The organism is Kitasatospora sp. MAP12-44 (genome assembly GCF_029892095.1).
Classification (GTDB): domain Bacteria; phylum Actinomycetota; class Actinomycetes; order Streptomycetales; family Streptomycetaceae; genus Kitasatospora.
The window spans coordinates 2,983,537-3,003,306 of record NZ_JARZAE010000004.1; the positions used below are offsets into that span (position 1 = coordinate 2,983,537).

Sequence of the window (19,770 nt, forward strand, 5' to 3'; positions counted from 1 at the left end):
ACGCCCCGGACAGATGGTGGGTATAGCTCAGTTGGTAGAGCACCTGGTTGTGGTCCAGGTGGCCGCGGGTTCGAGTCCCGTTACTCACCCCATCGCTTGAGGGTCTGATCTCCTGGAGATCAGACCCTCAAGTCGTTTCCGGCCCCTGCGCCGCCTCCACCCTCCCCCAGCAGACTTCTTGGGGCACCCCCCTGCCCGAATAAGCTACCGGCAAGTAACATGTCTCGCATGACCACACCCACGATCGGCCAGCTGCTGGACGCCACCGTCCCGATGGCCCGCACCCTCAAGCTCGTCTACCTGGAGACGACCCCCGAGCGCGCCGTGCTGCAGCTCCCCGACCAGCCGGAGTACCACAACCACGTGGGCGGACCGCACGCCGGCGCGATGTTCACGCTGGCCGAGTCGGCCAGCGGCTGCATCGTGCTCGCGGCCTTCAGCGACCTGCTCTCGCGGGCCGTTCCGCTCGCGGTCAAGGCGGAGATCGCCTACAAGAAGCTGGCGAAGGGCGTCGTCACCGCGACCGCGGTGCTGGACCGTCCGGCCGCCGACATCATCGCGGAGCTGGACGCGGGCCAGCGCCCGGAGTTCCCGGTCACCGTGGAGATCACCCGTGAGGACGGCGCGGTCACCGGGATCATGACGGTGCTCTGGACGCTCCGCCCCAACTCCTGATCGTACAAAGGCCGAAAACCGCCCCTCCAGGACCTGCGCCGGCTTCGCACCGGCGTGACCTTGAGGGGCTTCGGCTCGTTCTCCCCTCACGTGCGAGCCAATCAAGCGTGGGAACCGCAAGCTGTCGCCCCGGGCCCGACCCAGGCCTCTCCGGCAGCCGGTCGGCTGCCCCGCCCGCGGCCCCGAACCCTGGCCGCCGGCGGGGCGGTTCTGGCTCACGTCTGGGGACTCGGACTGGGCGTGAGCAGTGCCTACGCCGCCGACGAGCCGATCGTCGACACCGTTCGCTCGGTGGACGCGGCCGTCCCGCTCGACCGGGCGATCGCGCTGCGACCGGCTGAGTCGCCGGCGACCCGGCCCGCGGCCGCCGGCCCGGGCGAGGCGTCCGGCTCGGCGGGCGGAAGCAGCGGCAGCACAGGCACAGGCACAAACGGCGGCACAGGCGGGTCGGACGGCACCGTGGACCAGTTGCTGCACAGCCAGATCCGGGGCGGCGGGCTCCCGCTGCCCGGGCAGGCGACGGCCGTACCGGACGCCTTCGCCATCGCCGCCGTCCTGCTGCCCGCCGTACCCCCGCAGGGGCAGGGGCGTCCGCCGTCCGCCGGCTCCGACGGCGGACGCCCTGAACTGTCCACCGGTTCGGGCGGCTTGGCGGGCCGCACCGGCGCGAACACCATCCCCGCCGCGCGGACGGGTGACCTGGCCGGCGACGGCTGGAGCGGAGCGGACCAGCAGCCAGGGCAGCCGGCCGGGGTCGCCGTACGTCCGGTGAGCGCGGCCGACGCGGTGTCAGCTGCGGTGGTCGCGGCGCGGACGGCCGAGCTCGCCGCCTTCCGGGACAGCGCGCGCACCGGCCTGCCGAGGGTGCGGGCGGGCGGGCTCGGCGCGGACGTCGCCGGCAGCACCGACGGCGACGGAGCAGGGACGCCCGCCGCCCTGGACGGCACCCAGCCGGCGGCGCCCCGGCACACCACGGCCTCCGGCCCGCTCGCCGCGACCGGCTCGGAGTACGCCGTCCTCATCCCGATCGCGGCGGGCCTGCTGCTGACCGGAGCGGCGATGTACAAGCACCGCGGCCTCCCGCGCGGACACTGACCGGCCGCACCCTCACCTCCCGACTCACCGCCCGACTCACCTCCCGGCAGTGCGGAAGACGCCGGCCGGCGGGGTGGGCGAGGGCGCCGCGACGGCATCCGTGGCCACCGCCGCGCCACCCGTGAAGTCGGCCAGCGCGCGCCCGGACTCGACTCGGCCGAGCGCCGCGTCCGAGGCCGTTCGGCGGGTCAACTCAGCCACCGGCAGCGGCTCCTGTCCGGCCACCAGGATCAGGTTGCCGAACCGCTTGCCGCGCAGCACGGCCGGATCGGCAATCAGCAGCACCTCGGGGAAGACCGACAGCAGTGTGGCCACCTGGGACCGGGCGAAGGGCAGCGCGCCGCCGTCCGCGATGTTGACGGCGTAGAGCCCGCCGGGGGCGAGCGCGCGGGCGGCCAGGGTGGCGAACTCCGCGGTCGTGCAGTGCGCGGGGACCCTGGCGCCGGAGAAGACGTCCGCGATGACCAGCTCCGCCGCCCCCTCGGGGGCACGGTCGAGCACCGCGCGGGCGTCGGCGCCGCGGACCTTGATCTGCCAGCCCTGCTGCAAGGGGAGTTCGGCGCGGACCCACTCCGTCAGCGCGGCGTCCAGCTCGGCCACCTGCTGGCGCGAGCGCGGGCGAGTGGCGGCGACGTAGCGGGCGAGTGTGAGCGCGCCGCCACCGAGGTGGAGGGCGCGGATCGGCTTGCCGGGCGGTCCGGCGAGATCCGCGACATGGCCCAGGCGGCGCTGGTACTCGAAGTCGAGACGGGTGGGATCGGCCAGATCGACATGTGACTGCGGAGCGCCGTCGAGCAGCAGTGACCAGGCCTGCGGCCGATCACGGTCGGGGACGAGCTCGGCGAGGCCGGTGTCGGTGCGGCGGGTACGGACGCCGCCGACCGGGCCGGCGGCCGTGGTGTCGCCGCTGCCAGGAGCGGCGGAAGCGTCGTCGGTGCTGGTGCTGCGCGGCCCGCGGGAGGCTCGTCGGTCTCGTCCCATGGAGCGAAGTATCCCCCGGGGGAACGGGAGAACGCGCAGGTGGCGGCCGTGGGCGCGAGGACCGGGCCGGGCTCAGAACGGGCCGAGGCCGCCTGCGGTCAGGGTGCAGGCGGCCTCGCAGAGGACCGACCGCAGCACCCACGGGTCCGTGGCGGCCGGCGCGCAGCCAGCTCCGGCGGGAGGCACCAGCCAGCGTGGATCGGTGGCCGGCAGCATCGCGGCGCCGGCCGTACAGGAGGTGCCGGGCAGGTGCCAGCGCTCGGCGGTGCCGGCCGGCACCAGGAAGCTGACGGTCGCCCCGGCACCCTGCAGCGCCGACCCGCAGGCCCTGCGCAGCCGCAGGATGTCCACCGTCTCCAGCCCGTGCCGCAGGGGGACCGTGACGGTGTCGCACGTCGGCGGGATGCCCTGGGCGGCGGGCGGCGAGAGCGGGGCCTCGTGCACGGCGCCCCCGAGGAGGCCCCCCGGCGCACCCCCGGGGACCGGACTGCGGAACGGCGGCGTTGAGGTGGCCATGATGCGAGCCCTCCTGTTTCCCTCGTGTTCCCTTTCCCGCTGCCCGCCCCTCGACTTGCTCAGGCAATCTGAGGGTGCGTCAGTGAGACAAATGAACTGGTGCTATGAAAGTGACCGGAGCTTCGGACGCTGCCCGATACTCCGTTGTCAACACAACGGCGCAGAAGCACAGATGGCCACGGGGCGTCTTACAGCAAGCCATGGCATTTCATGGCAGAAAGCCATGGAGATGTCGGATTTGGCGGCAAATATCCCCTATTTTCCGGCGAACTCACTGTGAGCCCCTCATGACAGCCGGTACTGTCGAGCCCGCATCAAGCAACTCCCGCATCACCAGGCACCGCCCCGCACCACCTCGGAGCGCACCATGGCAGCCACCGCCCCCGCCGCGCCGACCCCCAACGCCGCCATGCGCGAGCTACGCGGCAACCTCTCCCCCGCGGAGTTCGCCATGGCGATCCGCCGGGCCGCCCGGGGTATCGGCGAGCACGTGTCCTGCGACGCCCGGTACGTCGGGCGGGTGGAGGCCGGCGAGATCCGCTGCCCCAACTACGCCTACGAGCGGGTATTCCGCCACATGTGGCCGGACCGGTCGCTGGAGGACCTCGGCTTCGTGCCCCGGACGGCCGTCCGGCGGCAGCCGCCCAGCCGACGTCCCGCGCCGCCCGAGCCGCACCACCTCGACGAGGAGAACGACGACGTGCGTCGCCGTACGTTCCTGAACGGCGGTCCCACCGCCCTGGCCGCCGTGCTCGGTCTCGACACGCCGGCCCGAGCCGCGACCGGCTACCCCGTCTTCCCACGCCAGCGCGGCGCGGGCGCCGGAAAAGTCGGCTCGGCCGACGTCCGGGTCGTCGAGCAGGCTGTCCGGGACATCCGGTTGGCCGACGACCTGCACGGCGCCGACACCCTGTTCGAGCAGGCCGGGGAGTCGCTGCGCAGGGCCTACCTGCTGCTCAACGAGGGCGACTACTCGCCCGGCACCGAGCGCCGCCTGCAGTCCACGGCCGGCGAGCTGGCCATCTCGGTCGGCTGGCTGGCGCACGACTCGAACCGGCTGGCGGACGCCCGCTCGTTCTACGCCGAGGCGCTGGCCACCGCCCGGATGGCCGACGACACCGCGCTGGAGGCGCACGTCTTCTGCAACAGCGCCTTCCTGGCCCGGGACGCCGGCCGGCCCCGCGAGGCGCTGCGAGCCGCCCAGGCCGGCCAGAGCGCGGCCCGCCGGCTGGACTCCGACCGCCTGCTCTCGCTGCTCGCGATGCGCGAGGCCGGCGCCTGGGCGGTGCTCCAGGACCGCCCCGCCTTCGAGCGCGCCCTGGTCCGCGCCCGCGTCCTCTTCGAGCGCGGCGACTGCGAGGCCGACCCGGAGTGGATGTCCTTCTACGGCGAGGCCGAGCTCGCCGGCCTGGAGGCGCAGTGCTGGTCCTCGCTGGGCGAGTGGGACCGGGCCAGCGAGCAGGCGGGGCTGGCCATGGCGCTGCAGGAACCGCACTTCGTCCGCAACCGCGCGCTCTACACCGCCGAGTTGGCGCACGACCGGCTCGGCCGCGGCGACCTGGCCGGAGCCGCCGAGTACGGCTCGGCCGCGGTCGGCCTGCTCAACGGCGTCCGGTCGGCCCGGATCCGCGGCATGCTGGCCGGCACCGCGGTGAGGCTGCGCGAGCACGCGTCGGTCAGCGAGGTGCGGGTCTTCCTGGCCGGCTACGACGCTGCGCTGGTGGCCTAGCTCAGGGTGTCCAGGTGGCTGAGGTCGTTCCAGACCTCCACCGCGGGCAGTCCGTACTCCCAGGAGAGCACCGAGAGTGCGGCCGTGCCCAGTTTGAGGCGCTGGGCGAACTCGGGTGCCTGGCCGAGCCAGCGGGAGGCCAGTACGCGCAGCAGGTGGCCGTGGGCGAAGACCATCACGTCGCGGTCGGCGCAGTGCATGGTGGTGGTCTCGGGGTGCGGGGTGCCGTGCTCCTCGTTGATGTCGGCGAGCAGGCTGTCCACCCGCGCGGCCACCTCGGAGAGCTTCTCGCCGCCGGGCACCCCGTCGCGCCAGATCAGCCAGTCGGACTTGTCGGTCTCCCGGATCTCCGTACCGGTGCGGCCCTCGTAGGCGCCGTAGTCCCACTCCATCAGTTCGGGCCGCTCGATGGCGCGGTCGCCGAAGCCGGCCAGCTCGCAGGTCTCCTTGGCGCGGGAGAGCGGGCTGGTGAGCACCAGGGCGCCGGGCAGGCCGTTCCAGGGCGCGGCCTGCAGCCGGGCGCCGAGCGCGCGGGCCATCGCGCGGCCTTCGTCGGTGAGCGGGATGTCGGTGCGGCCGGTGTGCTGGCCGCTCGCGGACCAGGCGGTCTCGCCGTGGCGGACGAGGATCAGACGTGCGGGCATCGGGCGACTCCTGGGTGCCTTGGCATGGTCGGTCGGCTCCCTCCCATGATCCCCCATTCGGCCCGGACGCCCTTACTGGGACGGTTCGGTGCCGATTGTCCGACCCGGGTGCAACACTGGCGAGCACCATGAACGTCACACAGACCGAGCCGGCCCGACGACTGGCCGTGCTGCGCGGCGGGGCCGAGCAGCGCGGCCTCGATGCCCGTGCCCTGGCCGCTCTGGCGGCCAACCCCGGCTGCCACCGCCGAGCGCTGCTCGACGCCGCCGGGGTGGACAAGACCGCGCTGGCCGACCGGCTCGGCCAGCCGGCACCGTTCGGCCGCTCGCCGTTCGCGATCGCCCGCGGCAACGCCTTCGAGGCCCGGCTGAAGGCCGACGGCTGCGCAGCCCTCCTGGCGCCGCTGCGCCGGCGGCTCGGCCTGCCGGCCGAGGAGGACTCCCCGCTGCTGGTGCCCGACCTGCTGCCGCGCTCGGGCCCCGCCGTGCGCGCGGCCCGCACCGCGCAGGCGCTCGCCGAGGCGGTGGCCGAGCCGGCGTCCTGGACGCTGCTCGACCACCCGATGCTGCGGCTGACCGTGGCCGGCAGTCCGGCCTACCTGGAGCCGGACGCGGTGGTGGTGCGCGACGGGCGCTGCACGGTGGTCGAGATCAAGTCCTTCCCGGTGCTCGACGGATCGGCCGACCCGGCCAAGGTCGGCGCGGCCGCCCGGCAGGCCGCGGTGTACGTGCTCGCGCTGCAGGAGGCCGCGGGCCACTCGGCCGAGCACGGCCCTTACGCCGCCCCGCAGTTGCCAGGCAGTCCCGAGCTGACCGTGCTGCTGGTCTGCCCGAAGGACTTCGGCAACCGCCCGACCGCCCAGCTGATCGACATCCGCCGTGAACTGGCGACCACTCGGCGGCAGTTGGCCCGGCTGACCCGGATCGACGAGCTGCTCGACGCACTGCCGCCAGGCACCAGCTTCGACCTCGGGCCGGATCCGGCCGGTCAACCGACGCGCCCGGTCGGCGAGTTGGCGGCAGCGGTGGAGTCGGTTCCGGCGGCGTACAGCCCGGAGTGCCTGTCCGCCTGCGAGTTGGGCTTCCACTGCCGCTCGCAGGCGCGCTGCTCGGACGCGGTGGAGCAGCTGGGCCGCGGGGTGCGCGGCGAGCTGGGCAGCCTCCGCACGGTCGGCGCGGCGCTGGCCGCGGCACACGGCAGCAAGGCGGCGGACGGCGAGCCCGCACCCGGCAAGGCGGCGGAGGACGAGGCGACAGACGGCGAGGCGGCGCACGACGAGGCAGCGGCCCGGCTCGCCTACGCCGCGGCGCTGCGAGCCGAAGCCCTGGGCGCGGTCGGCACGGTGGCCGGATGAGCCTGCTCTCCACCCTGGCCCGGCTGGAGGCGGTGCGCAGCGGCCGCGCCGAGCCGCTGGCCACCGTCCGCCACCGGCACCTGTCCGAGCGGCCGCTCGTCCTGGTCCCGCTCGCGGCCGCCGCCGAGGACGGCGCGCCGCTGGCCGTCCTGCTCGGCACCGACCGGCAGGCGCCGCAGCTGCACATCGTGCCGCAGCCGCTCAACCGCGGCCGCCGCTACGCCTTCCTGGCCGATGTCGCGGCCGACCTGCTCCCTTATCTGGAGTCGTACGCCGCCGCGGTGGAGCAGATCGAGGGCTCCGAGAAGGACCCGCAGACCGGCGAGAAGACCCCGACCGTCCGCGAACTGTGCACCGACGCACCGCAGCTGATCGTGCCGAACCCCGGAGCGGTGCAGCACCTGGCACTGCTCGGCCGGGCCACCAGGTTCCGCCGCACCGCCGAGGACCCCGACCCGGGGCAGTACCCGGCTCCGGCCCAAGTGCCATTGCTCGGGCGCTGGTTGACCCACCTCACGGACCGCGCCGCGGTGCCGGGCTCCAGCCTGCTGCTGGCGATGACCAGTCTGCTCTCGCGGCACTGGGCGACCGGCCAGAGCCACCTGGAGGACCAGCACCTGGGTGCCCAACTCGCCTGGCACCGGGGGCCGGACGGGCCGCCGGGCGCCGAGGCCGCCCGGCTGGTGGAGAGCGCCAGGGACGAGCGCGGGCAGCTGCTGCACCCGCCCGCCGGGCCGACCACCGATCCGCGCTTCGACGAGAAGCTGCTCGCCCCGGCGATCGCCCGCTACGACGCCGCCCTCGCCGCGCTGCGCCACGCACAGGACGAGGACGGTCCGCAGAGCCCGCGCGCCCAGAGCGCGCAGGCCGCCATCGACCGGGCGGTGGCGCAGCTGCGCACCCTGCTGACCGGCGTCCTGCTGCCCACCTGGCACGACGTGTGGCGCGGCGTTGACCTGCTGCGCACGCTGCCGCCGGCCGCGCACCTGCCCGAGCGCTGGGAGAGCGACCGTTGGTCCTTCACCGGCCACCGCGACCGGGTGAGCGCCGGCGAGCCGCCGCAGCCCCGCCGGGACGACGCCGTCACCGCCGCCCGCAAGCTCGCCCAGCGCGAGCGCGAGCAGGTGCGCACCGACGTCCAGGAGGCCCTGGACGACCCGCTCGCCATGGCCGAACGGCGGCTGTCCGGCGAGGCGTTCAGCGGCGTGGTGACCGAGCTGGTGCCCGACTGGGACACCTCGGGCCGCTCCCCCAAGCCCCGCCCGCTGCTGACCGTGCGCACCGGCGACCACCCGCACGCCGACCTCGGCCGCGAGGTGCACCGGCCCACCGGGCAGGCCGCCCAGAAGGCGGTGATCACGGCGGTCGAGCCCGAGGCGGGCCTGATCACCGTCCGGATCACCTCGGGGATGGGCCGCAAGAAGGAGCCCGAGCCCGGCTCGCTGCCCGCCGTGGGAGAGCAGGTCACCTTCACGCTCTTCGAGTTGACGGCCCGTCAGTCCGCCCCGCTGCCCGAGCCCGACGACACCCCGTGGACGCACGGTGGTCCCCCGACCGACGTCCAGGATTCGCCTACCTCTGCCGAAGAGTGGGAATGACCAGCACTGTGAGCCCTCTTCAAGCACCGCACGGCCTCGGTCCCGGCGCGGCGGCCGATGCCGCGGTGGCCGCGATCCTGGACGCCACCGTGCGCCCGTCGCCGCGCGCTCCGCGCGGTGTGGTGGTGGACTCCCCGCCCGGCGCTGGGAAGTCGACCCTGGTGGTCAAGGCAGCACGCGAACTGGTGGGCGCCGGCGAGCGGTTGATGATCGTCGCGCAGACCAACAGCCAGGTCGACGACCTGGTCGACCGGTTGGCGGCCAAGGCCCCCGACCTGGGCATCGGCCGGCTGCACAGCAGCGACGCCCGGCCCGCCCCGCAGGCGCTGCGGCACCCGAACGTGACCGCCTCCAGCAAGGCCGCCGACCTGCTGGAGCAGGATGTGGTGATCTCCACCGCGGCCAAGTGGCAGTGGGTCAAGGACGTCGACCCGTGGCGGCACGCGATCGTCGACGAGGCGTACCAGATGCGCTCGGACGCGCTGCTGGCCGTCGCCCGGCTCTTCGAGCGGGCGCTCTTCGTCGGCGACCCGGGCCAGTTGGACCCGTTCACGGTGGTCGGCACCGAGCAGTGGGCGGGGCTCAGCTACGACCCGTCGAGCAGCGCGGTGGTGACCCTGCTGGCGCACAACCCGGCGATCGTGCCGCACCGGCTGCCGGTCTCCTGGCGGCTGCCGGCCTCGGCCGCGCCGCTGATCTCGGCGGCGTTCTACCCCTACACGCCGTTCCGCTCCGGCACCGGTCCGGGTGACCGGCTGCTGATCCCGCGCGGCCGGCCGGACGGCTCCGCGCTGGACGCGGCGATCGACGAGGCCGCCGAGCATGGCTGGGCGCTGCTGGAGCTGCCCGCCCGGCACACCGTGCGGACCGACCCGCAGGCGGTGGCAGCCGTCGCCGCGGTGGTCTGCCGGCTGCTGGAGCGCGGCCTGGACACCCGCTCCGAGCAGGGCGGCAGCCCGCTCACCCCGGATCGGATCGCGGTCGGCACGGCCCACCGGGACCAGGCCGCCGCCGTCCGCGCGGCGCTCGCCGCGCTGGGCATCCCGGTGGACACCACCGCGGGCCCCGCCGTCACCGTCGACACCGCGAACCGCTTGCAGGGGCGCGAGTACGACGTCACGGTGGTGCTGCACCCGCTCTCCGGCCGCCCGGACGCGACCGCCTTCCACCTGGAGACCGGCCGGCTCTGCGTACTGGCCTCCCGGCACCGGCACGCCTGCATCGTGGTCGCCCGGGCCGGCATCGCCGCCCTGCTGGACGAGCACCCGTCCACCGAACCGGTGCAGCTGGGGGTGACGGTGAAGTTCCCGGACGGCTGGGAGGCGAACCACGCGGTGCTGCAGCACCTCGGCGAGCACCGCGTGCGGTTGTAGCCGCCGGCGGCCTCCCGCGGTCGGTGGCTCGGTGCGGCTGCTGTTCAATGTCGACATGAACCACGAGCTCCCGATGGCCGGACACCTGCTGGTCGCCTTCGCGCTGACCTACGCCCTTGGCTTCGAGCGCAGTCTGCGCGGCGCGGCCGCCGGCGATCGGACCTTCTCGCTGATCGGGGTGGGCGCGGCCGTCGTCGCGGCGCTGGCGCAGCACGGCGCGCCCAACGTGCTGACCGGGGTGATCACCGGCGTCGGCTTCATCGGCGGCGGGCTGGTGTTCCGCGAGACCCGGGCGACCGGGGACGTGGTGCGCGGCATCACCACGGCCGCCACGATCTTCGCGGCCGCCGCCGTCGGCGCCGCGGCCGGCCAGGGCCTGCTGCTGCTCGCCGCCATCGGTACGGGGCTGGCGCTGCTGACCCTGGAGATCCGGCACATCCCGGGGCTGCGGCTGCTCGACGGCCGCCGCTGGGCGCGCGACTTCGCCGAGGACGACCACTGCGAAGGGGAGCCCACCCCCAGCGCCCCCGGCTCCCCCACCCGGCTCGACCCCGCGGACGAGGACCTGCTGGACGCCGCCAGGTCCAGCGAGGAGGCGGACCGGTCGCGAGTCTGAGCCGGTCGACGGGGTGGGCCGGCCGGGCTCCGGGTCGGCGGGGCTGTCCGCTTGCTGCCAGGCAGCCTGTTGCAGAAGGTGCAGCAGTGACGTCACCTCCCTCTTCTGGCAAGGTCATTGACGTGCTGCCGTGCAGCCCCGACCTACCGAGGAGACCCGTGAAGCCAGCCCTGCTCGTCCGCCGAATATCCGCCGCCGCGGCCATGCTGCTGGCCCTCGCCCTGCCGACCTTCGTCAACCTTCCCAGCGCCGCGGCGGCTTCGGCCCCCACCGGCGCCGCCGCGGCCGCCCTGGCCGCCGCCAACGTGTCCAAGACCGCCGGCAGCTGCGCCAACACCCCGACCGCCAACAGCCTGGGCGGCTCGCAGTTCGAGACCAGCTGCAGCGGCGGGTACTCGGGCGGGCCCGAGTACTGGTGCGCGGACTTCGCCCAGTGGGTGTGGCAGAACGCGGGGTTCTCGACCACGGGACTGAGTGCCGACTCCGCGAGCTTCCAGACCTACGGACAGCGCAACGGCACCCAGCACACCGCGACTTCGTACAGCCCGCAGCCCGGTGACGCGGTCGAGTACGCCAGCACCAAGGACTCCGCGATCCACCACGTGGGCCTGGTCACGGCGGTGAACCCGGACGGCTCGATCACGACGGCCAACGGCGACTGGAACGGCACACCGGGTGACAACGTCCCGATGGCGACCTATGCGGTGAGCTCCAGCGTGGTCTCGCTGACCATCGCGGCGAGCGAGAAGGCCGTCGGGGACGCGCCCAGCACGGTCGACCCGGCCGACGGCTACTACATCGTGGGCTACACCACGCCGGTGGTCGTGAGCAGCAACCCCTACACCCCGGGCGCGGTCTGCGGCAGCGGCTTCGGCGTGATCGACGCGCACAGCCTGGGTGGCGGCGCTGAGGTCTACCTGCTCTACGACGCCGCCACCCAGCAGAACTGCGTGGCGACCATGGTGAACGCCCCGACCGGCCCGGTGTCCCTGAACGCGACGCTCAGCGTCCAGGGCGGGTCCTCGGCGAGCAATCCGGGGAGCTTCACCTACTACGCGGGGCCGGTGACCCTGGCGGCGCCCACCGCCTGCGTCCAGTGGGGCGGCAGCTACCAGGGCACGTCCTGGACCAGCGACTGGAGCCATTGCGGCTGATCCCGCACGGTGATCCCCGGCGGGGGCGCACGCCCCCGGCGGGGATCACCGGTACTGGCCGCCGTGCACCGTTCCCCCCGAGGGTGCCCGCTTGAGAGAATGGACGACGGCCGAGTTCCGCTCCTCGTACCGAAGGTGTTCCCGCATGCCCGATCGCCAAGACCCGCCGCGCCGACTGCGTCCGGCTCCGCTGCTCTTCGAGCCCGATGCCCTGGTGGCCGAACCCGAACGGTTCTTCCAGCTGGAGAGCATCGAGGACCCGGCGGAACTGCTGCGCCGATCCACGGAGTTGGCACTCGCCTTCCGGGTCGCCGCCGACCGGGCCACCGACTTCCAGGCGATAGCGGCGGCCCAGCTGGCCGACCCGCACCGCTTCGACGCGCTCTCCCCCGCCGAGATCGCCGCCCGCGTCGACTGGACGCCGGACTACGCGGCCAAGATGGTCGAATACGGCCGCAGCCTGCAGGGACAGCGCCGCGCGGGCGAGAGCTGAGCACCTGCTCGCGGTCCGTTGGCATATGCGGCCGGAAAGCCTACGCCGCCCAGGCGTGCCATGTCCGGCGAACAGCATTTCCGCTGCGTCCAGCTGTCCGACCGGAGGACGCTGCTGGGCGTGGACATCTGGACATTTCAATCCGTGGAGTACCTGACGGTGGCGGGCGAGACCTGGCTGGCCTCGGCGAGCGAGTACCCGCGCAGCATGCGCGCCCTGTGGGAGGCGCGCCCGTGGGCCCCGACCGTGCTGCCCTGCGGCCGCGTCTTCGACGTGATCAGCATGCCGGCGCTGTTCGGCCGCAAGGTGCTCGACGAGCTGTGGGCCTCGGGCCCGGGCTGCGGGCCGGTGGCCTCCTACCGGGGTCGCACCCTGCTGCTGGTCCAGCCGGGGGCCGCGCCCCGGCTGCGCACCCTGCTGGCCTGGGAGGAGTGGGCCCGGGACGTGCCGCCGCTGCTCTGCCACGGGCTCGGCGACGCCGTGACCGTACCACCCGTGCAGCGCTCGGCTGACCCCGTCGACCCGGCGGGCGCGGGGGTCGGGCGCTGGATCGTGGCGCCGGACACCCGGGAGCCGTGGCTGCCCGGCGCGGCCGTGCTGCTCTGGGCGTGCGTACGCGCCGCCCGCGGCGGGGCCGCCGAGTCCGACCCGGCGCCCGCGGCCCGGCCGCGGCAGCACGAGCCCAGCCGGCTGCGCCCGCTCCCCGGCCCCGGCAGCTGAGACTGCCCCGGGCCGCTCCCCCGTCGACTCCCGCCTGGCGGTATTCGATTTTGGCTCCGGATCGGCCCGCTGCTAGAGTCTGCTCTGTCAGCAGGCGCCGCTAGCTCAGTTGGTTAGAGCAGCTGACTCTTAATCAGCGGGTCCGGGGTTCGAGTCCCTGGCGGCGCACAGACAACCGAAGGCCCCTCGCGCAAGCGAGGGGCCTTCGGCGTTTCCACAGAGAGCGGCAGAGCGGGGGCGCCGCCGGAGCAGCGCCCCCCTGACGGTCAGCGGCCGCGCAGCTCGCGGTAGCGGGCCACCAGCGCGGCACTGGAGCTGTCCAGGTGGTCCGCGCCCTCGCCGGTCAGCAGCACCGGCTCGATCCGCTTGGCCAGCACCTTGCCCAGCTCGACGCCCCACTGGTCGAAGGAGTCGATGTTCCAGATCGCCCCCTGCACGAACACCTTGTGCTCGTACAGCGCGATCAGCTGGCCGAGCACCGAGGGCGTCAGCTCGGAGGCCAGGATCACCGAGGTCGGGTGGTTGCCCCGGAAGGTGCGGTGCGGGACCTGGAACTCCGGCACGCCCTCGGCCCGCACCTCCTCGGCCGTCTTGCCGAACGCGAGGGCCTGCGCCTGGGCGAAGAAGTTGGCCATCAGCAGGTCGTGCTGCACCTTCAGGCCCGGCAGCAGGTCCTCGACCGGCTTGGCGAAGCCGATCAGGTCCGCCGGGATGACCTTGGTGCCCTGGTGCAGCAGCTGGTAGTAGGCGTGCTGGCCGTTGGTGCCGGGGGTGCCCCAGACCACCGGGCCGGTCTGCCAGTCGACCGGGGTGCCGTCGCGCTGGACCGACTTGCCGTTGGACTCCATGTCCAGCTGCTGCAGGTAGGCGGTGAACTTCGAGAGGTAGTGCGAGTACGGCAGCACCGCGTGCGACTGGGCGTCGAAGAACGCGCCGTACCAGACGCCGAGCAGGCCGAGCAGCAGCGGCACGTTCTGCTCGGGCGGGGCCGTCCGGAAGTGCTCGTCGACCAGGTGGAAGCCGGCCAGCATCTCCTGGAAGCGCTCCGGGCCGATCGCGATCATCAGCGAGAGGCCGATCGCCGAGTCGTAGGAGTAGCGGCCGCCCACCCAGTCCCAGAACTCGAACATGTTCGCCACGTCGATGCCGAAGTCGGCGACGCCCTCGGCGTTGGTCGACAGCGCGACGAAGTGCTTGGCCACCGCGGCGCTGTCGGCGCGCAGTTCGGTGAGCAGCCAGTCGCGCGCCGAGGTGGCGTTGGTGATGGTCTCGATGGTGGTGAAGGTCTTGGAGGCGACGATGAACAGCGTCTCGGCCGCGTCCAGGCCGCGGACCGCCTCGTGCAGGTCGGCGCCGTCCACGTTGGAGACGAAGCGGAAGTCCAACTCGCGGGCGGAGAAGGCGCGCAGAGCCTCGTAGGCCATTGCGGGGCCGAGGTCCGAGCCGCCGATGCCGATGTTGACGACCGTCTTGATCCGCTTGCCGGTGTGGCCCTTCCACTCGCCGCTGCGCACCCGGTCGGCGAAGGCGGCCATCTTGTCCAGCACCGCGTGGACGGCCGGCACCACGTTCTCGCCGTCCACCTCGACCACCGCACCGCGCGGGGCGCGCAGGGCGGTGTGCAGGACGGCGCGGTCCTCGGTGATGTTGATCTTCTCGCCGCGGAACATCGCGTCCCGCAGCTCGGCCACGCCGCGCGCCTGGGCCAGGAGACGCAGCAGCTCCAGCGTCTCGTCGGTGACCAACTGCTTGGAGTAGTCCAGGTGCAGGTCACCGACCTGCAGGGTGAGGCGGCTGCCGCGCTGCGGATCGGCGGCGAACAGCTCACGCAGGTGCAGCTCGCCGAGCTCCGCCCGGTGCTTCCCGAGAGCGGCCCACTGCGGGCTGCGGTCCAGGGGGGTACGGCCGTTGGCGGGGTTCTCCGGCATCGGTTCTCTCCTCGACAGGTCTGGGGTTCAGTGCTCGGTCCGGAGGGACGGACCCAGGTGGACACCGACGCTTTTGGCGGGGTCGACCGCTCCCAGCCTACGGAACAGTCAGGGCCCGTCGTGCCAACCCGAGCTGACGCCGCGATGTCGGTTCGGGTGCTACCGATGCGAGCGCAGGTCCAGGCTGCGCAGCACCTGGTCGACGAGCTCGGGGTCGGTGCCCGGCTCGGCCCGGACCGCCAGCATCTCGCGGCGCGAGGCGGCCAGCAGCTCCTGCTCCACCTCGCGCAGCCGGCGCAGCTGGGCGACCCGTTCGCGGGCCTCGGCAGCTTCCTCCTCCTCGTACTGCTCGGGGCAGAGCCTGGCCAGCCGGTCGTGCTGGCGCGCGCGCAGCTTCTCCACCACCTCGATCGGCAGCCGGTCCTCCTCCTCCAGTTCGGCGAGCCGGTCCAGGCCGGCCCTGGCCGCCCGCCACCAGAGCCGCCGCTCCTGCTGCTCGCGCAGGTCGAGCCGGGCGTCGATGCCGAGCTGCTTCACCAGCCAGGGCAGCGAGAGCCCCTGCACCAGCAGGGTGAACAGGACGACGCAGAAGGCGATGAAGACGATCCGGCCGCGGCCGGGGAAGACCGCGGCGCGGTGCGTGGTGAGCGGGACGGCCAGCGCCAGCGCGACCGTCGCCACCCCGCGCATGCCCGACCACCAGAGCACCACGGTCTCCCGCCAGCTGATCGGGATGTCGTCCTCGCCGCGGCTCAGCCGCTTGGAGATCCAGGCGGCCGGCAGCAGCCAGATCAGCCGGACCACCACCACGACGGCGATCACCACGGCGGCGTCCCCGATCATGTCGCGCCAGCCCGCGCCGGTGTCCTTGAGCACGGTGGCCAGTTCCAGGCCGATCAGGCCGAAGGCGACCCCGGTGATCAGGATCTCGACGATCTCCCAGAAGGCGGCGCCGACCAGCCGGTAGCCGACGTCGTCGGCGTCCGCGGCGCGATCGGCCAGGTAGAGCCCGCAGACCACCACCGCCAGGACGCCCGAGCCCTCGATCTCCTCGGCCAGCGTGTAGGCGGCGAACGGGACCAGCAGGTTGAGGGCGACCTGCTGGGTCGGGTCCTCCAGGAGCCCGGCGAGCCGGGCGTTCAGCCAGCCCAGCGCGATGCCGACCACCACCGCGAGCACCGCGGAGAGCACGAAGCGCAGCAGCGCGTGCGGGATGGAGAAGTCCCCGCTGACCACCGCGTCGACGGCCAGCGAGTAGATCACGATCGCCGTCACATCATTGAAGAGCCCCTCGCTCTCCAGCACGGCGACCAGCCGCCGGGGCAGCCCCACGCTGCCCGCCACCGCCACGGCCGCCACCGGATCGGGCGGCGAGACCAGCGCGCCGAGCGCGACAGCAGCCGCGATCGGGGTGGCCGGCGCGATCGCGTGGAAGGCCACCGCGACCAGCGTGGTGGTGATGACCACCAGCGCCACCGCGAGCAGCAGGATCGAGCGCAGATTCGCCCGGAAGTAGTGCAAGGAGGCACGCCGGGCGACCGCGAAGATCAACGGCGGCAGCACCAGCGGAAGGATCAGGTCCGGCTCCACCGAGATGTCGGGGATCCACGGGACCACCGCCATCGCCAGCCCCAGCAGGGTCATCAGCACCGGTTGCGGGACCCCGGTCCGGCGGGCCAGCGGCATGGTCACCACCGAGGCCAGCAGCACCAGGAAGAACAGCGACAGCTGACCCACGCGTGGTTCCTCTCCGTCGGGCTCGACGTCAGCATAGGCATGACAAGAACGGCCACCGATCGGACGCGCCGGACCGCCCGGGCCGTCGGCCGATTGGAGTTTCCCGCCGCTGACCAGGTAATGTCTTCCAGGTCAGCAGGCGCCGCTAGCTCAGTTGGTTAGAGCAGCTGACTCTTAATCAGCGGGTCCGGGGTTCGAGTCCCTGGCGGCGCACAGCAGATGGTTTGTACGACACTGGGTCTCCCCGCTTCGGCGGGGAGACCCAGTGTCGTTTCCGGGCACAGCCCCACTGCGGCTTCACGGGCACCGGCATGTGGATCTCGCCCAGGCACGGTCTGCCGCCCGCCTGCGGGACCCGGGCCGTCCGGGGTATCGGCCGGACGGCGTGGGGTGCGGCGCTAGTAGTTGACGGGGGGCCAGCCCTGACCGGGCGCGAAGGGAAGCCAGATCTGGTTGTTGCCGTTCCAGCGGTCCCACTGCTGGATGCGGACGCCGTTGGCGTTGCGGCCGCCGGGGACGTCCAGGCACTTGCCGCTCCAGGCGTTGCGCAAGGTGTAGCCGCCGCCGGGATGTGGGTCCAGATCCACTTCTGGTTGGCGCCGCCGTTGCAGTCCCACTGCTGGGCCGGGGCGCCGTTGTCGGTGCGCCAGCCGCCGATCTCCAGGCAGTGCGGGCTGATGGCGCTGCCCAGGGTGACGACGCTCGGGATCCCGGACGGGTGGTAGGCGTCGGCGCTGGCGCTGGGCGCGCCGAGGGTGATCGCGAGGCCGGCGCCGAGGGCGGCAGCGGCTATGCGGGTCTTGAGGGCCAAGGAGGTGATCCTCACCCGGTAGAGGGGGGATGAATGGGCGCGTCGCCGGCGAGCATGATCGCCCCCGCCGCGTAGGCGCCCACCTTAGCGAATCGGGATCAAGAGGCCCTTCGGCCCGCGTCAGTCGAATATCGGTGCGATATCAGCCCTCTAATGCACCGTCGACGAACCGACACCACACGAAGCACCCCCGGGTCGCGCGGGCCGGCAGATCCAACCACCCCCACGAGAGGGCACCCCTATGTCTCTGCTCAACCATGAGCGTCTCTGCGAGGGCATCGCGGCCGAGGCCGGCGCGTTCGCCAAGGCGCTGAGCTTCGTCGAGCTCGACCGGATGTCTCCCACCTGCCCGGAGTGGACCGCCGGCCAGTTGATCGTCCATCTGCACCAGGCCCTGGGCTGGGCCGCCGAGTTGGTGGAGACCCAGGCGCCGGCCTTCAGGCCGCCCGCCGGCGCGGTCGAGGGCGCGGGCACCGGCGCCACCGACTGGACGGCGGCGGTGGCCGAGCTGGCCAAGGATTCACCCGGCAGAATGGACGAGGACGGCGAGCAGGTCTACGACTGGCTGCTCGACCAGGCCGATCGGCTGGTCGCCGCCCTGCGCGCGGCCGGCCCGCAGGGCCCGGTCTGGACGCCCTTCGGGCCGCACCTGGCCGACTTCTGGGCCAGCTGGGCCGTGATGGAGACCGCGGTGCACCGGGCGGACGCCGAGCTGCTGGCCGGGCGTGACTTCGTGCTGGACGCTGCGCTGTCGCAGGACAGCATCGACTACTGGCTGCGGTCGCTGGCCGACCCGGCGACCGCGCCGTTCTTCGACCCGCGGGTGGCCAACCTGGCGGGAACGGGCCAGACGCTGCTCTTCCGGGTGACCGACCCGGTCCGGGACACCGCCGACAGCTGGCTGATCACCCGCACCCCGGACGGGCCGCAGACCGTGGTCGCGCCGCCGGCCGGCACGGCCGCCGACGTCACGGTGACCGGCCCCGCCGCCCAGCTGCTCCTGCTGCTCAAGCGGCGGGCGCCGATCGACGACAGCGAGGTCGCGGTGACGGGCGAGGCGGCGCTGCTGCGGCACTGGGTGGAGAACGCGCTGACCTGACCGGCCCGCGTACAAAGCAGAGGGGTGGTGCCGCAGGATCGGGCACCACCCCTTACGCGCGGGCTGCGCAGGACGCACGAAACCCCGGTCCGAGAACGTCGGACCGGGGCGGTGGAGCCGTTGTGCAGGTGGTTCAGAAGCCGGCGGGAACCTTGTCCAGGAAGCCGCTGACGCTCTTGATCTTGCCGCTGTCATCGACAGCCGCGACATCGAAACCGATGACGATGTTCTCGCCACCGGCGGCCGGCACGAGCTCCCAGCCGAAGCGGACGATGTTGTGGTGCGCGTCGACCGTGCCGTACTGGTTGAAAGCGAAGCCCTGGAACTGCTCGCGGGCACCGGTGATGACGGCCGCGATGCCCTCGAGGCCCTCGACGGCAGCCAGCGGGTCGGTGTAAGTGGCGCCCTGCGCGAACAGGTCGGCAATCGCGGCAGTGCGCTTGCCCGCGTCGGCCTCGTTCCAGATGTCGAGGTAACGCGCCACCACGTCGTTGAGGTCACTCACAGCTGATCTCCCTTGGTCATACGACAGCTCTAGCCCCGCCACCCACCGGCGGGCGGCGACACAGTAAGCGTGCGACTTGTCGGTGGACCCGTGGTCGAAGCCGACTTGAAACCACTCGCGGGCCCCCGCCGCAGGCCCGCGCGGGTGGATCAGCCGCACGTCAGGACGGGGTCAGCCGGGCGTGTTCGCATGATGCCCGACGCGCGAAGGCAGGTCTGACAGCACCAGGAGGCCCTCACCATGAACATCCGACCACCGCACCCGGCGCGGGTCGCGCGATGACGGCGCCGGCCTCGCAGGCGCAAGCGCTGCTCGCCCTCCCCGAGTCCGAACGCCTGGACGCCCTGCGGGAGTTGGTGGCGGCCGAGTTCCGCACCACGCTGCTGCTCGACTCGGACGAGGAACTGCCGCTGGACCGCAGCTACTTCGACCTCGGCCTGACCTCGCTGCGGCTGACCGAGATCAAGCGGCGCCTCGAGCAGCGCCTCTCGGTCGCGATCAGCGCCAACACCATGTTCAACGAGCCGACCGTGGAGCAGCTGGTGGGCCACCTCGGGGCGGCTCTGCTCGGCCCGGCCGAGTCGGCCGCGGCAGCCGAGGCAGCGCCCGCGCCGGCCCCCGCCCAGGCCGACGACCGCGCACTGGTCGACGACATCCTCAAAGACCTCTACGAGTCCTAAGACCGACCGGCAATTGGTGGGTGGAGGAAGGAGCGGCGTCCGGGCCGAGTCTGGGCGGTGC

The 19,770-nt window shown here is 73.2% G+C and carries 19 protein-coding genes and 3 tRNA genes; 15 read left to right on the forward strand and 7 right to left on the reverse strand.

All coding sequences use genetic code 11. From position 1 onward, the window contains the following. The first annotated feature begins 16 nt into the window (after positions 1-16). The 3 genes from P3T34_RS13910 (at position 17) to P3T34_RS13920 (ending at position 1,770) form a co-directional block, all read left to right on the forward strand. Positions 17-92, forward strand: a tRNA-His gene (locus P3T34_RS13910). A gap of 127 nt (positions 93-219) precedes the next feature. After that, positions 220-675: a DUF4442 domain-containing protein gene (locus P3T34_RS13915; protein WP_280666348.1), complete on the forward strand. Its 456-nt coding sequence runs from the start codon at positions 220-222 to the stop codon at positions 673-675. A 240-nt stretch (positions 676-915) separates the two neighbouring features. Further along, positions 916-1,770: a hypothetical protein gene (locus P3T34_RS13920; RefSeq protein WP_280666349.1), complete on the forward strand. Its 855-nt coding sequence runs from the start codon at positions 916-918 to the stop codon at positions 1,768-1,770. 36 nt (positions 1,771-1,806) lie between these two features. On the opposite strand, the gene P3T34_RS13925 is transcribed toward P3T34_RS13920, so the two are convergent. Together P3T34_RS13925 and P3T34_RS13930 are read right to left on the reverse strand one after the other, a co-directional pair. Then, positions 1,807-2,751: a fused MFS/spermidine synthase gene (locus P3T34_RS13925; RefSeq protein WP_280666350.1), complete on the reverse strand. Its 945-nt coding sequence runs from the start codon at positions 2,749-2,751 to the stop codon at positions 1,807-1,809. 72 nt (positions 2,752-2,823) lie between these two features. Beyond that, positions 2,824-3,267 (reverse strand): hypothetical protein, encoded by a 444-nt coding sequence (locus P3T34_RS13930; RefSeq protein ID WP_280666351.1) that lies wholly within the window; start codon positions 3,265-3,267, stop codon positions 2,824-2,826. A 367-nt stretch (positions 3,268-3,634) separates the two neighbouring features. On the opposite strand from P3T34_RS13930, the gene P3T34_RS13935 reads away from it, so the two are divergent. Then, the gene (locus tag P3T34_RS13935) at positions 3,635-4,996 is read left to right on the forward strand and encodes a tetratricopeptide repeat protein (RefSeq protein WP_280666352.1); all 1,362 of its coding nucleotides are present in this window, start codon (positions 3,635-3,637) and stop codon (positions 4,994-4,996) included. Here the strand turns inward: P3T34_RS13935 and P3T34_RS13940 are convergent. Further along, positions 4,993-5,640 carry a histidine phosphatase family protein gene (locus P3T34_RS13940; RefSeq protein WP_280666353.1) on the reverse strand — a complete coding sequence of 216 codons (648 nt, stop codon included), beginning with the start codon at positions 5,638-5,640 and terminating at the stop codon, positions 4,993-4,995. The two genes, P3T34_RS13935 and P3T34_RS13940, sit on opposite strands and share 4 nt — an antisense overlap. A gap of 128 nt (positions 5,641-5,768) precedes the next feature. Here P3T34_RS13940 and P3T34_RS13945 point away from each other — a divergent pair, with 128 nt between their 5' ends. The 8 genes from P3T34_RS13945 to P3T34_RS13980 all read left to right on the forward strand — a co-directional run bounded on the left by P3T34_RS13945 (position 5,769) and on the right by P3T34_RS13980 (position 13,117). Next, on the forward strand, positions 5,769-6,995 hold the full coding sequence (locus tag P3T34_RS13945; protein ID WP_280666354.1) for a hypothetical protein: 1,227 nt from the start codon (positions 5,769-5,771) through the stop codon (positions 6,993-6,995). Further along, on the forward strand, positions 6,992-8,593 hold the full coding sequence (locus P3T34_RS13950) for a hypothetical protein (protein ID WP_280666355.1): 1,602 nt from the start codon (positions 6,992-6,994) through the stop codon (positions 8,591-8,593). The genes P3T34_RS13945 and P3T34_RS13950 overlap by 4 nt, the downstream gene beginning before the upstream one ends. Then, the gene (locus P3T34_RS13955) at positions 8,590-9,966 is read left to right on the forward strand and encodes an AAA family ATPase (RefSeq protein ID WP_280666356.1); all 1,377 of its coding nucleotides are present in this window, start codon (positions 8,590-8,592) and stop codon (positions 9,964-9,966) included. Before P3T34_RS13950 ends, P3T34_RS13955 begins: the two co-directional genes overlap by 4 nt. Positions 9,967-10,021: 55 nt before the next feature. Next, positions 10,022-10,582 carry an MgtC/SapB family protein gene (locus tag P3T34_RS13960; protein ID WP_280666357.1) on the forward strand — a complete coding sequence of 187 codons (561 nt, stop codon included), beginning with the start codon at positions 10,022-10,024 and terminating at the stop codon, positions 10,580-10,582. 158 nt (positions 10,583-10,740) lie between these two features. Further along, entirely contained in the window at positions 10,741-11,736 is a 996-nt protein-coding gene (locus P3T34_RS13965) for a CHAP domain-containing protein (protein WP_280666358.1), read from the forward strand. 145 nt (positions 11,737-11,881) lie between these two features. Beyond that, positions 11,882-12,229: a hypothetical protein gene (locus P3T34_RS13970; protein WP_280666359.1), complete on the forward strand. Its 348-nt coding sequence runs from the start codon at positions 11,882-11,884 to the stop codon at positions 12,227-12,229. Positions 12,230-12,289: 60 nt separating this feature from the next. Further along, the gene (locus P3T34_RS13975; protein ID WP_280666360.1) at positions 12,290-12,949 is read left to right on the forward strand and encodes a bifunctional DNA primase/polymerase; all 660 of its coding nucleotides are present in this window, start codon (positions 12,290-12,292) and stop codon (positions 12,947-12,949) included. A gap of 94 nt (positions 12,950-13,043) precedes the next feature. Then, positions 13,044-13,117: transfer RNA gene (locus P3T34_RS13980), tRNA-Lys, on the forward strand. A gap of 98 nt (positions 13,118-13,215) precedes the next feature. On the opposite strand, the gene pgi is transcribed toward P3T34_RS13980, so the two are convergent. Both pgi and P3T34_RS13990 read right to left on the reverse strand, forming a co-directional pair. Next, a complete protein-coding gene (gene pgi / locus P3T34_RS13985; protein WP_280666361.1) occupies positions 13,216-14,877 on the reverse strand; it encodes a glucose-6-phosphate isomerase in 1,662 nt (553 codons plus the stop codon). Positions 14,878-15,036: 159 nt separating this feature from the next. Next, positions 15,037-16,614 (reverse strand): Na+/H+ antiporter, encoded by a 1,578-nt coding sequence (locus P3T34_RS13990; RefSeq protein WP_280666362.1) that lies wholly within the window; start codon positions 16,612-16,614, stop codon positions 15,037-15,039. Positions 16,615-16,753: 139 nt separating this feature from the next. Between P3T34_RS13990 and P3T34_RS13995 the strand changes: the two genes are divergently transcribed. Next, positions 16,754-16,827, forward strand: a tRNA-Lys gene (locus tag P3T34_RS13995). Positions 16,828-17,012: 185 nt separating this feature from the next. Here P3T34_RS13995 and P3T34_RS14000 read toward each other — a convergent pair. Beyond that, positions 17,013-17,201, reverse strand: coding sequence for an RICIN domain-containing protein (locus tag P3T34_RS14000; protein ID WP_280666363.1), 189 nt, complete (start codon positions 17,199-17,201; stop codon positions 17,013-17,015). Between the two features lie 465 nt (positions 17,202-17,666). On the opposite strand from P3T34_RS14000, the gene P3T34_RS14005 reads away from it, so the two are divergent. Then, complete coding sequence (locus P3T34_RS14005; protein WP_280666364.1) at positions 17,667-18,524, forward strand: maleylpyruvate isomerase N-terminal domain-containing protein; 858 nt, start codon at positions 17,667-17,669, stop codon at positions 18,522-18,524. 133 nt (positions 18,525-18,657) lie between these two features. Here the strand turns inward: P3T34_RS14005 and P3T34_RS14010 are convergent, their stop codons facing one another. Further along, entirely contained in the window at positions 18,658-19,188 is a 531-nt protein-coding gene (locus tag P3T34_RS14010; RefSeq protein ID WP_348534658.1) for a nuclear transport factor 2 family protein, read from the reverse strand. A gap of 119 nt (positions 19,189-19,307) precedes the next feature. Between P3T34_RS14010 and P3T34_RS14015 the strand changes: the two genes are divergently transcribed. Further along, on the forward strand, positions 19,308-19,709 hold the full coding sequence (locus P3T34_RS14015; protein ID WP_280666365.1) for an acyl carrier protein: 402 nt from the start codon (positions 19,308-19,310) through the stop codon (positions 19,707-19,709). The last annotated feature ends 61 nt before the right edge of the window (positions 19,710-19,770 follow it).